The sequence below is a fragment of the Lachnoanaerobaculum sanguinis genome, assembly GCF_033242365.1.
GTDB lineage: Bacteria > Bacillota > Clostridia > Lachnospirales > Lachnospiraceae > Lachnoanaerobaculum > Lachnoanaerobaculum sanguinis.
The window spans coordinates 48,281-63,080 of sequence record NZ_BTHK01000017.1 but is presented as its reverse complement, the minus strand read 5'-3'; the positions used below and the strand labels follow the sequence as shown (position 1 = coordinate 63,080).

General features: G+C 39.0%; 13 protein-coding genes. 6 read left to right on the top strand and 7 right to left on the bottom strand.

Annotation, left to right across the window (positions count from 1 at the left end; translation table 11 throughout):
* Positions 1-190 (top strand): hypothetical protein (locus SBH76_RS11040; protein ID WP_317977836.1); only part of this gene is annotated, 190 nt, incomplete at its 5' end.
* A 3-nt stretch (positions 191-193) separates the two neighbouring features.
* On the opposite strand, the gene SBH76_RS11035 is transcribed toward SBH76_RS11040, so the two are convergent.
* The 6 genes from SBH76_RS11035 to SBH76_RS11010 all read right to left on the bottom strand — a co-directional run bounded on the left by SBH76_RS11035 (position 194) and on the right by SBH76_RS11010 (position 7,200).
* Positions 194-1,537 (bottom strand): uracil-xanthine permease family protein, encoded by a 1,344-nt coding sequence (locus SBH76_RS11035; RefSeq protein WP_317977835.1) that lies wholly within the window; start codon positions 1,535-1,537, stop codon positions 194-196.
* Between the two features lie 16 nt (positions 1,538-1,553).
* Positions 1,554-2,495: a carbamate kinase gene (gene arcC, locus SBH76_RS11030; protein ID WP_009661894.1), complete on the bottom strand. Its 942-nt coding sequence runs from the start codon at positions 2,493-2,495 to the stop codon at positions 1,554-1,556.
* A gap of 125 nt (positions 2,496-2,620) precedes the next feature.
* Complete coding sequence (ygeW, locus tag SBH76_RS11025; protein WP_290650875.1) at positions 2,621-3,820, bottom strand: knotted carbamoyltransferase YgeW; 1,200 nt, start codon at positions 3,818-3,820, stop codon at positions 2,621-2,623.
* A gap of 124 nt (positions 3,821-3,944) precedes the next feature.
* A complete protein-coding gene (locus SBH76_RS11020) occupies positions 3,945-5,273 on the bottom strand; it encodes a YgeY family selenium metabolism-linked hydrolase (protein WP_290650877.1) in 1,329 nt (442 codons plus the stop codon).
* A gap of 31 nt (positions 5,274-5,304) precedes the next feature.
* Entirely contained in the window at positions 5,305-6,498 is a 1,194-nt protein-coding gene (dpaL, locus tag SBH76_RS11015; protein WP_007595645.1) for a diaminopropionate ammonia-lyase, read from the bottom strand.
* A gap of 39 nt (positions 6,499-6,537) precedes the next feature.
* Positions 6,538-7,200, bottom strand: coding sequence for a helix-turn-helix transcriptional regulator (locus SBH76_RS11010; protein WP_009661929.1), 663 nt, complete (start codon positions 7,198-7,200; stop codon positions 6,538-6,540).
* 322 nt (positions 7,201-7,522) lie between these two features.
* Here SBH76_RS11010 and SBH76_RS11005 point away from each other — a divergent pair, with 322 nt between their 5' ends.
* Positions 7,523-8,020, top strand: coding sequence for a hypothetical protein (locus SBH76_RS11005; RefSeq protein WP_317977834.1), 498 nt, complete (start codon positions 7,523-7,525; stop codon positions 8,018-8,020).
* Between the two features lie 46 nt (positions 8,021-8,066).
* On the opposite strand, the gene tadA is transcribed toward SBH76_RS11005, so the two are convergent.
* Positions 8,067-8,534 carry a tRNA adenosine(34) deaminase TadA gene (gene tadA, locus SBH76_RS11000; RefSeq protein WP_317977833.1) on the bottom strand — a complete coding sequence of 156 codons (468 nt, stop codon included), beginning with the start codon at positions 8,532-8,534 and terminating at the stop codon, positions 8,067-8,069.
* A gap of 171 nt (positions 8,535-8,705) precedes the next feature.
* Between tadA and SBH76_RS10995 the strand changes: the two genes are divergently transcribed.
* The 4 genes from SBH76_RS10995 to prfB form a co-directional block, all read left to right on the top strand.
* Positions 8,706-9,401 (top strand): response regulator transcription factor, encoded by a 696-nt coding sequence (locus tag SBH76_RS10995; RefSeq protein WP_007595650.1) that lies wholly within the window; start codon positions 8,706-8,708, stop codon positions 9,399-9,401.
* A 1-nt stretch (position 9,402) separates the two neighbouring features.
* Positions 9,403-11,685 (top strand): sensor histidine kinase, encoded by a 2,283-nt coding sequence (locus SBH76_RS10990; RefSeq protein ID WP_317977832.1) that lies wholly within the window; start codon positions 9,403-9,405, stop codon positions 11,683-11,685.
* Between the two features lie 148 nt (positions 11,686-11,833).
* Complete coding sequence (gene ftsH / locus SBH76_RS10985) at positions 11,834-13,645, top strand: ATP-dependent zinc metalloprotease FtsH (RefSeq protein WP_317977831.1); 1,812 nt, start codon at positions 11,834-11,836, stop codon at positions 13,643-13,645.
* 82 nt (positions 13,646-13,727) lie between these two features.
* Positions 13,728-14,800 (top strand): peptide chain release factor 2 gene (gene prfB / locus SBH76_RS10980; RefSeq protein ID WP_317977830.1). Its coding sequence is split into 2 segments (ribosomal slippage), with 1,072 coding nucleotides annotated over them: positions 13,728-13,802 and positions 13,804-14,800; the frame shifts between segments, so codons are not numbered across the junction. This gene is flagged as partial in the annotation.

Genomic DNA, 14,800 nt, shown 5'->3' with positions numbered 1-14,800 from the left:
ATGCCCAAAAACAGACAGTATTATAGAAAAACAAAATATCCTGACAAAGTCGCAAAGCCCAAAAGCCTTGTATTTGTCAGGATATTTCTATTTCGTTCTGCGGGAAGTAAAATTACTTATTTCCCGACAATCCCCTATTTTGAAGTTATCTATTTCTAGACAACTCCCCTTTGCTATGACTACAATATAGCTATTATTTTGTACCTTCCTTTGACTTTGGAAGGAGTACATTCAATAGTACAGCCATGATAGTTGCAACAACTACAGGGCTCTTTCCGAAGATAGTAGTAAATATTTGTGGGAATGCGGCAAGTGAACCCTGTGCCTGTGAAATACCTACACCGAGAGCTACTGAAAGTCCGACAATAGATGTGTTTCTAAAGTCCATCTTCTCTGTGAAGATAAGCTTGATACCTGTCATTGCTATTGAAGCAAATACCGATATTGTAGCACCACCGAGTACACATAACGGAATAGTTGTAAGGAGTGCTGAGAACTTAGGTATAAGTCCAGCTATAAGGATTATAATACCTGCAAGTCCGAGAACCGCTCTGTTTATAACCTTTGTTGTTGTTACAATACCCACGTTCTGTGAGAATGTAGCTGTAGGAAGTCCACCAAGTGCGGCACCGAGTATATTTGAGATACCGTATCCTATGATACCGCTTCTAAGCTCATCACCTGTAGGAAGTCTGTCCATAGAACCGCTTGTTGTGGCTGATAAATCTCCGATAGCCTGAATAGAGTTTATAGCAAATAAAAGTCCGATTGCTATACAAGCTCCCGTGTCAAACTTTACACCGAAGTGAAATATCTGAGGCAGTGAGAATACACCTGCACTTGCTACTGATGAGAAGTTGACCATACCAAGCACCAATGCAAGAATATAACCGCAAATCATTGCCACCAATATTGAAGCAAGTTTTAAGATACCTGTAGCAAAGTTGTTAAGTATTATAACAATAATAAGTGTAAAAATTGCTACACCCCAGTTCTTTACAGAACCGTAGTCATCTTTTCCAATGCCACCTGCCATATAGTTTACAGCAACAGAGTAAAGTGAAAGACCTATAGTGAATACTACAGTACCTGTTACAAGCGGTGGGAAAAGCTTCTGAATTTTCTTAACAAAGAGACCTACCAGTATTGCAACAATACCGCCGACTATCTGGGCACCAAGTATAGAAGCTACACCTGAAGTTCCTGCAATATCCTGCATAGTAGGAACGTATGCAAAGCTTATTCCCATGATAACAGGAAGTTTTGCACCGATTCTAAAAGTCTTTGTACCTATACCGAACAGCTGTAAAAGTGTAGACAATGCGGCAACTACTAAAGCTGCCTGAACCATAAGTACTCTGTCAGGATCTGAAAGCTTTGCAACATTTGCTACTATAATAGCAGGTGTGATACATCCTACAATCATTGCCACAACGTGCTGAAGTGCAAGTGGAAGAGCATCTGAAAACTTTGGGAAACCGTCCATTTCAAATATAGAAGCATACTGCTTCTGGCCTGCATTTGCTGAATTACTCATATTAATACCTCCCTGATCAATCTACAATTCTTGTACCTGTCTTACCGTTAATAGCATCTTTGGCTTTTTCAAGCAATGTTATCATTGCAGTTTTGTTTTCACCTGAAGCAGCAAAATCTACTGCGGCAAGTACCTTTGGAAGCATTGATCCCGGAGCGAACTCTCCGTCATCAGCATACTTTAAAGCTTCAGCTGTGCTGAGCTTATCTAACCATTTTTCATTTTCTGTGCCATATCCGATGGCAACCTTTTCAACAGCGGTAAGGATGATAAGTGTATCTGCACCTACATTCTTTGCAAGAAGAGCGGCAGCCGCATCCTTATCGATTACTGCAGGAGCACCTGAGAGATGCTTTCCGTTTGATACTACAGGGATTCCGCCACCACCGCAGCAGATTACAACCTGTCCGTTATCAGCCATTGACTTAATAGCGGACAACTCAATAATTTCCTGTGGAGCAGGAGAAGCAACAACTCTTCTGTAACCTCTTCCGGCATCCTCTTTTACAATCCAGCCTCTGTTTCCTGCAGCTTCAAGAGCTTCATCCTTGCCCATGAACTTTCCGATAGGCTTTGTAGGATTTTCAAATGCTTTATCATTCTCATCTACTCTGATCTGAGTAACAACTGTAGCTATCGGAGGAACTTCAAGATTTCTGTTTAAGAATTCCTCACGAAGAGCGTTCTGTATATCATATCCGATATAAGCCTGGCTCATTGCCACGCATACTGAAAGCGGTGTTGAATCAGAGTCGGTATTATGTGCATACTCTGTCATGGCATTGTTTATTACACCAACTTGTGGACCGTTTCCGTGAACGATAAGAACCTCATGGCCATCTTCGATTAAATCTACGATAGCCTTAGCAGTAGTTTTTACAGCTACCATCTGCTCTTTTAAATTATTACCTAGGGCATTACCACCAAGAGCTATAACAATCTTGCTTTTGAATTTCATATAAATTTCCCCTTAATGTTAGGATATAGTTTATAAAGACAAAGGGGCAGCCATACATAGCCGCCCCCCTTTTGTATAGGCGATAGATTATCTACCACCTTATTTACTAAGACTCACTGGCCTCTTTATTTTTCTGAAAAGATTCTATCCTGTCCACGTGCCTCAAGCTGCTCTAAAACCTTAGCAGGATCTTTGAACTTCTCAAGTAAGATCATAGCAGCGATAACATATGGCTTAAAGCTTGCTTCTTTGTAAAGCGGATCTCTGTATCTGTCAAATACTGAACCGTCAACCTCGCCTTCCTTGCAAGAAACGCCTGTGATATCAGCAGGTAAGCAGTGAAGATAAAGAGCCTTACCGTCCTTTGTAAGCTTCATCATCTCTTCTGTACATGCCCAATCCTTGTGGTTAGCATTCTGAGCTAAAAGCTCCTTCTCTAAAGCCTTGATTCCTTCTGAATCACCCTCTGCATAAAGATTTGTTCTCTTCTCCATTGCAGCAAATGGTGCCCATGACTTAGGATAAACGATATCTGCATCCTTGAATGCTTCCTTCATATCGTTTGTTATAGTGAACTTACCGCCGCACTCAGCTGCCTGCTTCTTAGCAACCTCAGCAACCTCAGGCATTACCTCATAACCTTCCGGATGAGCTAAAACAACATCCATACCAAGTCTTGTGAAAAGACCGATAACACCCTGTGGAACTGAAAGAGGCTTACCGTAAGATGGTGAATAAGCCCAGCTCATAGCGATCTTCTTACCCTTAAGGTTCTCAATACCGCCGAACTCATGGATTACATGAAGAGCGTCAGCCATACACTGTGTAGGGTGATCGATATCACACTGAAGGTTTACAAGAGTAGGTCTCTGCTCAAGAACGCCGTCCTTGTATCCTGCCTCAACAGAGTCTGCAACTTCGTGCATATATGCATTACCCTTACCGATGTACATATCATCTCTGATACCGATAACGTCAGCCATGAATGAGATCATGTTAGCTGTCTCACGAACTGTCTCACCGTGAGCGATCTGTGACTTACCTTCGTCAAGATCCTGAACCTCAAGACCTAAAAGGTTACAAGCTGAAGCGAAAGAGAATCTTGTTCTTGTTGAGTTATCACGGAAAAGTGATATTCCAAGTCCTGAATCGAAAACCTTTGTAGAGATGTTTCTCTGTCTTAAATCACGAAGTGCATCTGCAACTGTCCATACAGCATTAAGCTCATCATCTGTCTTTTCCCATGTAAGGAAGAAATCGTTCATGAACATATCCTGTGTTTTGAGGTTCTTTAACTTTTCAACTAAATTCTTGAAATCTGACATTTTTATTACTCCTTATTTTTAAAAGCGCTTTGCGCTTAAAGTTTATATATTTATTTTATAGCTTGTACATAAGTTTAACCCTCCGGGCAAAAGCCCGGAATGCTAAACACAAATATTATTTTAATTAGTCACAGTAGTAAGCAGGAAGAGCTGCATAGAATGCCGCACATGTTACCAAGTCTTTCTTCCATGTGATCTCGTTTGGAGCATGAGCCTGAGCCTCTGCACCCGGTCCGAATCCGATTACAGGGATACCGTTTCTACCCATGATAGAAACACCGTTTGTAGAGAATGTCCACTTGTCAAGAAGCGGTCTTACCTCACGCTCAGGTGTAGTCTTTGCATTACCGATTCTCTTATCACCGAAGAGATCCTTGTAAGCTGCAACTGCACTTGTACAAACTTTGTGATCCTCAGGTAATACCCAAGTAGGGAAGTAGCACTCGATAGGATATACAACACCTGTAAATGAAGGTCTGTCATAGTTGTACATGCTTACAACTACATCCTCACCGTACTTCTTAACTGAAGGAAGCTGTCTGATTTCCTCAAGACATGATTCCCAAGTCTCACCTACAGTCATTCTTCTGTCAAGAGATACTGCACAAGAGTCAGCAACTGCACAACGAGAAGGAGATGTATAGAAGATCTGTGAAGCTGTAACAGTTCCTCTACCAAGGAATCTTGCTTCTTTCCACTGATCATTGTACTTAGGGTTAAGCATCTTTACAAGACCTCTGATGTCTGTAGACTCTGCATCACCATTGTTGTTAAGTGCACGAACGTCTCTTAAGATATCAGCCATCTTGTAGAGAGCATTGTCACCTCTGTCAGGAGCTGAACCGTGGCAAGAAACACCCTTAACATCGATTCTGATCTCCATACGTCCTCTTTGTCCTCTGTAAAGACCGCCGTCTGTAGGCTCTGAAGATACAACGAACTCAGGTCTGATCTTATCCTCATGGTAGATATATTCCCAGCAAAGACCGTCACAGTCCTCTTCCTGAACTGTACCTACAACCATTACACGATATTTGTCGTTAAGAAGACCGAGATCCTTCATAATCTTTGCAGCATATACTGCAGAAACTGTTCCGCCAAGCTGATCTGAAACACCACGACCGCCGATCTCTTCATCATCCTCGAATCCCTCATAAGGATCGAAGTTCCAGTTGTCGATGTTTCCGATACCTACTGTATCAATATGTCCGTCAAAAGCGATAAGAGTCTTACCTGATCCCATGAATCCCATAACATTTCCCTGTGGATCAACCTTAACTTCATCAAAGCCTACCTTCTCCATCTCAGCCTTAATTGTAGCAACGTGAGCAGCCTCGTCAGATGACTCGCCCGGATTGGCAACTATAGCACGAAGGAAAGCTGTCATATCAGCCTTGTAGCCTTCAGCTAAAGCTTTGATCTTCTCTAACTCTTCACTTGATAATTTACCCATTGTATTGTTCCTCCTTCAATATATAACTATCTTATCTTTCCTTAGCTTCCCAGATAATATTTCTCCAACGCTGTGGATCAGTGTCACCCTCAGTTGAGAAGAGTAATACCTTAGAATCCTTGGTTAAGTTTAGTTTCTCTCTAAGCTCCTTGTACTCATCATCCATCATGATAGTAGCGAGTGCACCGAACGGAGCGGCTCCCGACTCACCTGAAAGAACCTGAGTATCTCCCTTTAAAGGAGCGTTAAGCATACGCATACCTCTTGCAGCCACGATATCCTCAGCAGCTATAAAGCATGTCACATGATTCTTTAATATGTCCCAAGATGTGATATTAGGCTCACCGCAAGCAAGACCTGCCATGATTGTATCCATATCTCCATCTACTATTCTTATATCACCGTCAGCAGCCTTTGCACCCTTGTAAAGACAAGCTGCAGCCTCAGCCTCAACAACTACCATTACAGGTGGGTTCTCTTTGTACTTGTTAGCAAAGTAACCAACCATTGCACCTGCAAGTGAACCTACACCTGCCTGAACAAATACATGAGTAGGTCTCTCGGCAAACTGAGCATCAGCCTCAAGCGCCATAGTACCGTATCCTTGCATGATCCATGCAGGAATCTTCTCATAGCCTTCCCAAGCTGTATCCTGAACCACAACACCGTGCTCAACACCGGCAGCAAGCTTTGCAGCCTCACGAACGCACTCATCATAGTTTACATCTGAAATCCAAGCATCAGCACCCTCAGCCTTGATGTTATTGAGTCTTGTCTCAGTTGAACCCTTAGGCATGATAATTACCGATTTTTGATGCAACTTATTTGCTGCCCAAGCTACTCCACGACCATGGTTACCATCTGTAGCAGAGAAGAATGTAGCAGGTTTGAATTTCTTTGCAAACTCGTCGGATGTAAGGACTGAATAAGGTAGTTCAGATACATCTACATTCATTTCATCAGCTATGTACTTAGCGATAGCATATGAACCGCCAAGAACCTTAAATGCGTTCAAACCGAATCTGTAAGACTCATCCTTTACCTTTACTGTTCCTAATCCAAGGAATTCAGCCATTTCCTTTAAATCAGCCAATGGTGTTTGAGTATACTGAGGAAAGCTCTCATGGAATGCTTTCGCTTTTGTTACTTCTTCCACAGACATTATCGGAAGATTGGCATCCTCTGTTTTGGGCATATTATTTAAGACCCATTTTAGTTGTGACATGAAATTTTAAACCTCCTAAATTGTTTAGCAAAAATGCTATTATTCATTAACTGTCTTAGCCTGTTCAATGTAGCTATACAGTGTGAATTTACTAATTCCAAAAAATTGAGAAATCTTGTCCCCTGACTTAGTGATGAGAAAAGCACCGGCATCCTGTAAAAATTTAATAGCCTTAATCTTTTCATCCTTTGTCATAAGGGCAGGTGTCTTTCCTACAATCCTTACGCTTTGTTCTATCAGATTTTCAAGCAAATCATTTACACTAAGTGGGATTTGTCCATAAACGTCTTCTTCGGCAGCTTCAAAATTCTCAACTATACTTGAGAGTGTTGCCTGAGCATTTATGAAATTTGTCATATCATGGTTTATACCAAGAATAAATCTGTATTTACCGGTTTCATCCTTTAAGAATACGGAGGAAGATTTTAATATCCTGCCGTCGGTGGTATGAGTCTTATATCCGAGGTGATCACTTACGTTTTCTCCTTTTTTTAAGGCTTCAAGAGTTCCGAGAACTATCTTTGAAGCACCGTCACCGATTTTTCTTCCTGTTACATGACCATTAATGATATAGCAAATAGTGTGTTCCAGATCGTCAGCTTGTAAATCATGAATACAGACTTCACAGTCATTGCCGAAATGTCTGGCGATACCATGAGCAATCATTACTAAAGATTCTAAAGTCAAATCATCTCTTTTCATAAAATTCACTATTGCCATTCCTTTATTATTTGAATACCTAAAATTTTTTTAGGTATCTATAATATAGCACCTTTAACAAAGCAAATCAATAGCAAACTAAAAAAAATTTAGGTCAACAAAAATATTGTAAGAATACATAAAAAACAAAATATTTAGTTGAATTTATACAGTAGAATAGGTTTGATAATTAATTGATAAAAAATAAGCAACAATTATTTAAAAAAACAGTATATAAATTTTAACTGTACATATTTAGATGAAGAAAATATAATAATAGACATAATAAACAAAGGAGGAAATACTTACGAAGAGGTTTATAATAGTGCTTTTCTGCCTTTTCCTGGTCGGGTGCGGCAGTGCAGGTAAAGCTGATAATGAAAAGACAGTTGCTGAAAGCAAAATAGCAAATGAGAGTAATACAAATGAGAACAGTACAGAGGCAGAGAGTGAATCTGTAAAGAAAGATGGAGAAGTAGACTACGATTTGACCGTTATGGGTGCGGATATGGTATACGCTACAGTATATCAGATGATGATAGATCCCAAGTCATATATAGGCAAGAGCTTTAAAATAAGAGGAAACTATTATTCTTCATACAGTAAGGATAAGGATGTATATTATCATTTCTGTATGATAAAGGATGCGGCGGCATGCTGTGCGCAGGGTTTGGAGCTTCTTTGGGCGGATGAAAAAATGAACAGACATGAAAACTGTCCTGAAGAAGATGCCCTTGTAACTGTGGAAGGTGTATTTGAGACTTATGAAGAAGGTCCTAATACATATGGAAGAATAAAAGATGCGAAGATAGTGGAAGAGTAAGTATAAAACCGGGACTGTCAATATAGTTTGACTCTCCCGGTTGTTTTTATGATTTGCTCTGTCTTAACGATTTAAAAAAGGAGGTAAGCATACCGGAACATTCGTTATGAAGAGGGCCGGATATAAGCTCTACTTCCGTTTTGTGGTTGAAACCGTCTGTTTGTAAAATATTTATAATGGAACCGGCACATCCGGCTTTCGGATTCATGGCGCCGAGAACTACCTTTTTTATTCTGGACTGGACTATTGCACCTGCACACATCGGACAGGGCTCGAGCGTTATATACATGGTACAATCCTCAAGTCTCCAATCTCCAAGCTTTTTACAAGCTTTTTTTATTGCAATAATTTCAGCATGAGAGAGTGTACTCTTGTCCTTGTTTCTTCTATTATATCCTCTTGCTATTATCTTATCTTCAAAAACAATCACACAGCCTATAGGAACATCTCCTATATCTCCGGCTTTTTTTGCCTGCTTTATGGCTTCTTTTAAAAAAAAATCATCTCTATTCATATATTTCCTTTATAAGACACAAAAAATTAACACTTTAGTTTTATAATTATAAAACTACAAAACTGTTAGAAAATATTCATTTTTTTATATTAAAACAAATGGTATAATGTAAACAGTTATAATTTAAACTAAATCAAAATAAAAATCAAATCAAGATATAAAGGTGGAACAATGGAATTAATATTGGTATGTGATGACGACAGAGAGATAGTAGATGCAATAAAAATCTATCTTTCAGGGGAGGGCTTTGAAGTGCTTACAGCCTATGACGGTGAGGAAGCGGTAAAATTGATGGCAAAACACAGAGTTGATTTGCTTATAATAGATATTATGATGCCTGTACTGGACGGAATAAGAGCTACGATGAAGATAAGGGAGAACAGCACTGTGCCTATTATAATGCTTTCGGCAAAATCTGAGGATGCAGATAAGATTTTAGGACTGAATATCGGTGCGGATGATTATCTTACAAAGCCTTTTAATCCTCTTGAGCTTGTTGCAAGAGTAAAGAGTCAACTTAGAAGATATAAAAAACTTGGAAATATGTCTGTGCCTGAGTCACAAAAGGTTGTTGTAGGTGACCTTGAAATTGACGATGAGACCAAGGAAGTTACAATCGCAGGAGAGCTTATAAAGCTTACACCTATAGAGTACAATATACTCTTGCTTCTTGCAAAGAATGCGGGAAAGGTGTTCTCAATTGATGAAATATATGAGCAGATTTGGAATGAAGAGGCTATCGGAGCAGACAATACAGTGGCTGTACATATAAGACATATAAGAGAAAAAATAGAGTTAAATCCTAAGGAGCCAAGATATTTGAAAGTTGTATGGGGAGTAGGATACAAGATTGAAAAACAAAGCTGATATGGATAAGAATACATTTTTATCAAAAAGCAGGATGAAAGTATGGGTAACCATATTACATATAGCGGCTTTCATAGTTTTTGTTATAGGTATTTCAATTATTTATTGTAATGAAAATTTCAATAGGGGTCTGCTGTGGATAAATGCGGAGAAATATGATGATTCTCCTGCATTCAGAACACAGTTTGACTCCGATGTTTCATTGCTTTTTTCGTATGCGAATTTAAAGGATATCTTTGAAACAGACGGTAAATTTGACATAAATAAGGATGTTTTCGGTCTGAATATGGGCCCAAGCAATGATGTGGATTTTACTGTAGGTGCAATAATAGAATATGCCAAGAGACATGGATTTTATATAGATGAGCATTTTCAGGTCAGCATTGTAGATCAAAGTCTGGTAAACCAGATAGAAGATACATCATATTTTGTTAATTACAGAACATATGCGGATACTTCAGGTCTTGTTGAACCGGGTGATGCATATATAAGTATGAAGACAATTATAACAGAGAGTCTTGTCTTGCTTTCAAAATATTACAATGCCTATGAAAGATTTATTCTTACCCCTTCAAATTTCAGGTACAGACTTGAGTATGGTGATATTGTATATACAAATGACAGAACACTTAATATTAAGAGTGTTTATGGATACGGAAAGTACGCCATAACGTCTTCGCAGGGAATGATGGTGGACACGAACTTGAGTGAAATACCCAAAGAGTTGTCGTATCAGGCGGAAAAACTTACAGATAAACTGCCGAAGCCTTATAAAGTATATATCGCAGTGAATACCGTATATACCGCTACAGATACATATGCTTTAGCAAATGTGGATTATTTGAGGCAGAGGAGAGCATATTCCATAGGATTGGTAGCGGCTACCGTAGGACTTATTTTGATGTCTTTAAGTATGGCCTATCTTCTTATTTTCAGCGGTCACAGCGAGGGTAAAAAGGGCATAAAAATAAATAAGCTTTTTGATATTATCCCGGTTGAAGTGAAAATACTGTTACTGACCTTTGGAATAGTTTTAGTTTTTGCCGCAAACAATTTTATAGGGCAGAAAGTATTACATATTTATATAGAAAAAAAGCATTGGAATTTTGCAAATCAGATGCTGAATTATGCTTCTGTTTATATTGTTGCATTACCGATAGTATTTTCAATTGTAAGAGAGTATAAGGCCGGACTTTTGTGGAAAAACTCATACACAAAAGTGATTAAGGAAAGTTTTTCCGTATATATGTTAAAAAGAAGTTTTAAGAAAAAATGGGGATCGAATTTCCTTGTTTTGATGCTCGTGGATTTTATTGCGGTTACATTTTTTCTTGTAACAACAATAAATGAAAAGAGACTTCTTGGAAGATTGATGATATTTATCTGCTTTATTATATTTTTAGTTATAAATTTTATTATATTTAATAAGATTTATAAAACGGCTATAGCTTTTGACAGCATTGCCGACGCTATAAAAGAGATTGCAAGCGGTGATACAAGATACAGGCTCAATGAAGATGAGTTTGCCGGAAGAGAGGCAAGCGTTGTAAAGGATCTCAATAATATAAGTAAGGGATTCCAGGGGGCTATCAACGATCAGGTAAAGAGTGAGAGATTAAAAGCCGATTTGATAACAAATGTGTCACATGATATCAAAACACCGCTCACTTCAATAATAAATTATGTCGATCTTATAAAGAGAGAAAAACCTGAAAATGCCAAAATACAGGAATATCTGGATATACTCTCCGTAAAGTCACAGCATTTAAAGAACCTGACTGAGGATCTGGTTGAGGCAAGTAAGGTTTCAAGCGGAAATATATCGGTAGATCTAAGAGATATTGATCTGGTTGAAATGATAAATCAAACAAACGGAGAGTTTGAAGAAAAGTTCAGTGAGAAAGGGCTTTCAATTATTTCAAATACTCCTTCAAGCGGAGTAATGATAAAGGCCGACGGAAGACATCTTTGGAGAGTTTTGGAAAACCTTTACAATAATGCATTTAAATATGCCGCAAAGAACTCAAGAATTTATATCGATGTTATTTCGGACAATACGGGAGCAACATTTGTTATAAAAAATATATCCGAAAATCCGTTAAATATAAGGCCTGATGAGCTTACAGAAAGATTTGTAAGAGGTGATGTGTCAAGAACCACTGAAGGCAGCGGACTTGGGCTTTCTATAGCAAAGTCTTTGACCATACTTCAAGGCGGAAAGTTTGATATAATTATAGACGGTGATCTTTTCAAAGTTCAGATTAAATTTGAAAAAGTAGCATAAAGATTGGTATATGGTTAGATTGAATACAATCTAACCATATATTTACGTTGACAGTTGGCACTCAAGGTGATATAGTGCTAACAACAGCCTTAAAAAAGGTTGGATAACAATAAATAAGGTTGATTATATTATCAAAAAAGGAGGTAATATGATAGATGATTCCAAAAACAGAAGGCCTTTCATATATTATTATGTAATAGTATTAATAATAATGACGGCAATAAACTTTATGGTACTTCCGTTTATAAAGGAAGGGCAGATAAAGCAGGTAGACTACGGTACATTTATGACTATGACTGAGAATAAAGAAATTTCAAAAGTTGATATACAGACAAATCAAATTCTTTTTACAGGAACCAATGATAAGACGGTATATAAGACTGGACTTATGAATGATCCGGGACTTACAGACAGACTGCATAATGCAGGAGTACAGTTTTCAAGTGAAATAGTCAGAAAAGATTCACCCTTTGTGGATGCACTTTTGAGTTGGATTCTTCCGCTGGCATTATTCTATTTCCTTTGGAACAGAATTTCAAAAAGAATGTTTGATAAAAACAGTGCAAACTCTTTGATGTTTGGAAATATGGGCAAATCCGGTGCCAAAGTATATGTTAAGTCTTTGGAAGGAATCAAATTTGAAGATGTGGCAGGTGAGGATGAAGCTAAGGAAAATCTTACAGAGATAGTGGATTACTTACATGATCCGAGCAAGTACAAGGATATCGGTGCTTCAATGCCTAAAGGAATACTTCTTGTGGGACCTCCGGGAACAGGTAAGACAATGCTTGCAAAGGCTGTAGCAGGTGAGGCGAATGTTCCTTTCTTCTCAATGTCGGGTTCCGAGTTTGTTGAGATGTTTGTAGGTATGGGTGCTTCAAAGGTAAGAGACCTTTTCAAACAGGCAAAGGAAAAAGCGCCATGTATAGTTTTTATTGATGAGATAGATGCTATAGGTAAGAAAAGAGACGGTCAGATAGGCGGAAATGATGAGAGAGAGCAGACTCTCAACCAGCTTTTAACAGAGATGGACGGCTTTGAGGGAAATTCAGGTGTTATGATTTTGGCGGCTACCAACAGACCTGACGCCCTTGACCCGGCGCTTACAAGACCGGGAAGATTTGACAGAAGAGTACCTGTAGAACTCCCTGATTTAAAGGGTAGAGAGGAAATACTCAAAGTTCATGCCAAAAAGATAAAGATTGCAGATGATGTTGACTTTAAGCTGATCGCAAAAATGGCTTCCGGTGCCTCGGGTGCGGAGCTTGCAAATATTATAAATGAGGCTGCACTAAGAGCGGTTAGAGATAACAGAAAGTTTGCAAATCAGTCCGATCTTGAAGAGAGTATTGAGGTTGTTATCGCAGGGTATCAAAAGAAAAATTCTATATTGACTGATGCTGAGAAGTGGAGAGTGTCATATCATGAGGTAGGACATGCACTTGTAGCTGCAAAGCAGACCAATTCGGCGCCGGTTACAAAGATTACCATTATTCCGAGAACTTCAGGAGCGCTCGGATACACCATGCAGGTGGATGAGGGTAATCATTATCTGATGACAAAGAGTGAGCTTGAAAATAAGATTGCCACTCTTACAGGCGGAAGAGCGGCAGAGGAAGTGGTATTCGGAGATGTTTCCACAGGAGCTTCAAATGATATAGAACAGGCTACCAAACTTGCAAGAGCTATGATTACCAGATACGGAATGAGTAAGGACTTTGATATGGTTGCACTTGAAACCGTTAACAACAGGTATCTCGGAGGTGATACTTCTTTGGCGGCTTCGGCTGAGACTGCGGCTGTTATAGACAAGCAGGTTGTGGCCTTGGTAAAGGCTCAGCATGAAAAGGCTGCACAGATACTTATGGAAAACCGAGATAAGCTTGAAGAAATATCTCATTTCCTGTATGAGAAGGAAACTATCACAGGTGATGAGTTTATGGAGATATTAAACAGATAATGTTTACATAATCTTAAAACTTTAATATAATGTCGTTGATATTCGTTTGGATATTTAGAAAAAAATGAAAGTGGGTGAGCAAATGGTAGAATTAGACGGTTTTAAAACCACACTACAATCCTACGAAAAAATATTGCTGGAAGTGAGGGATTCACTTTGACTTAGACAGTAAGGAAAAAAAGATAATTGAGCTTGATCGTGCAATGGAAGAGCCTACATTTTGGGATGATCCGAAGGAAAGTACCAAGATAGTGAGAGAGGCAAAACAGCTCAAGGATACTGTCGAAAAATATAATAAGTTAAAGTCAGAATACGAAGATATCGGAGTCCTTATAGAGATGGGCTATGAGGAAAATGATGAGAGCCTTATACCTGAGATAGAAGGTATGCTTGAAGCATTTACAAAAGAGATAGATGAACTTAAGATAGCTACACTGCTTACAGGTGAATATGACTCATCAAATGCCATCATGAAACTTAATGCAGGTGCAGGCGGAACGGAGTCTTGTGACTGGTGTTCAATGCTTTACAGAATGTATACAAGATGGGCGGCTAAAGAAGGCTACACTGTAGAAGTTCTTGATATGCTTGAGGGTGATGAGGCAGGAATAAAGTCCGTAACATTGCAGATAAACGGTATAAATGCCTACGGTTATCTTAGAAGTGAGCATGGTGTGCACAGACTTGTGCGTATCTCGCCTTTTAATGCGGCAGGAAAGCGTCAGACATCGTTTGTGTCCTGTGATATTATGCCTGATATTGAAGAAGACCTTGATGTGGATATCAACCCGGATGATTTGAGAATAGATACCTATCGTTCATCAGGTGCCGGCGGTCAGCACATCAATAAGACTTCTTCAGCTATAAGAATCACACATATCCCTACAGGCGTGGTGGTACAATGTCAGAATGAAAGAAGCCAGTTCCAAAACAAGGACAAGGCTATGCAGATGCTTAAAGCTAAGCTCTTTATGTTAAAGCAGCAGGCAAATGTCGAGAAGCTTTCAGATATCAGAGGTGATGTAAAAGACATTGGCTGGGGAAATCAGATTCGTTCCTATGTAATGCAGCCATATACAATGGTAAAGGATCACAGAACCGGAGCGGAAAGCGGAAATGTAAGTGCCGTTATGGACGGAGATATAGATAAGTTTA

What these genes read in the sequence shown, in the direction of transcription:
- ygeW (WP_290650875.1), bottom strand. Translation starts at nt 3,820, where the DNA reads ATGTCAGATTTCAAGAATTTAGTTGAAAAGTTAAAGAACCTCAAAACA.
- dpaL (WP_007595645.1), bottom strand. Translation starts at nt 6,498, where the DNA reads ATGTCACAACTAAAATGGGTCTTAAATAATATGCCCAAAACAGAGGAT.
- SBH76_RS10990 (WP_317977832.1), top strand. Translation starts at nt 9,403, where the DNA reads ATGGATAAGAATACATTTTTATCAAAAAGCAGGATGAAAGTATGGGTA.
- ftsH (WP_317977831.1), top strand. Translation starts at nt 11,834, where the DNA reads ATGATAGATGATTCCAAAAACAGAAGGCCTTTCATATATTATTATGTA.
- tadA (WP_317977833.1), bottom strand. Translation starts at nt 8,534, where the DNA reads ATGAATAGAGATGATTTTTTTTTAAAAGAAGCCATAAAGCAGGCAAAA.
- SBH76_RS11010 (WP_009661929.1), bottom strand. Translation starts at nt 7,200, where the DNA reads ATGAAAAGAGATGATTTGACTTTAGAATCTTTAGTAATGATTGCTCAT.
- SBH76_RS11020 (WP_290650877.1), bottom strand. Translation starts at nt 5,273, where the DNA reads ATGGGTAAATTATCAAGTGAAGAGTTAGAGAAGATCAAAGCTTTAGCT.
- arcC (WP_009661894.1), bottom strand. Translation starts at nt 2,495, where the DNA reads ATGAAATTCAAAAGCAAGATTGTTATAGCTCTTGGTGGTAATGCCCTA.
- SBH76_RS11035 (WP_317977835.1), bottom strand. Translation starts at nt 1,537, where the DNA reads ATGAGTAATTCAGCAAATGCAGGCCAGAAGCAGTATGCTTCTATATTT.
- SBH76_RS10995 (WP_007595650.1), top strand. Translation starts at nt 8,706, where the DNA reads ATGGAATTAATATTGGTATGTGATGACGACAGAGAGATAGTAGATGCA.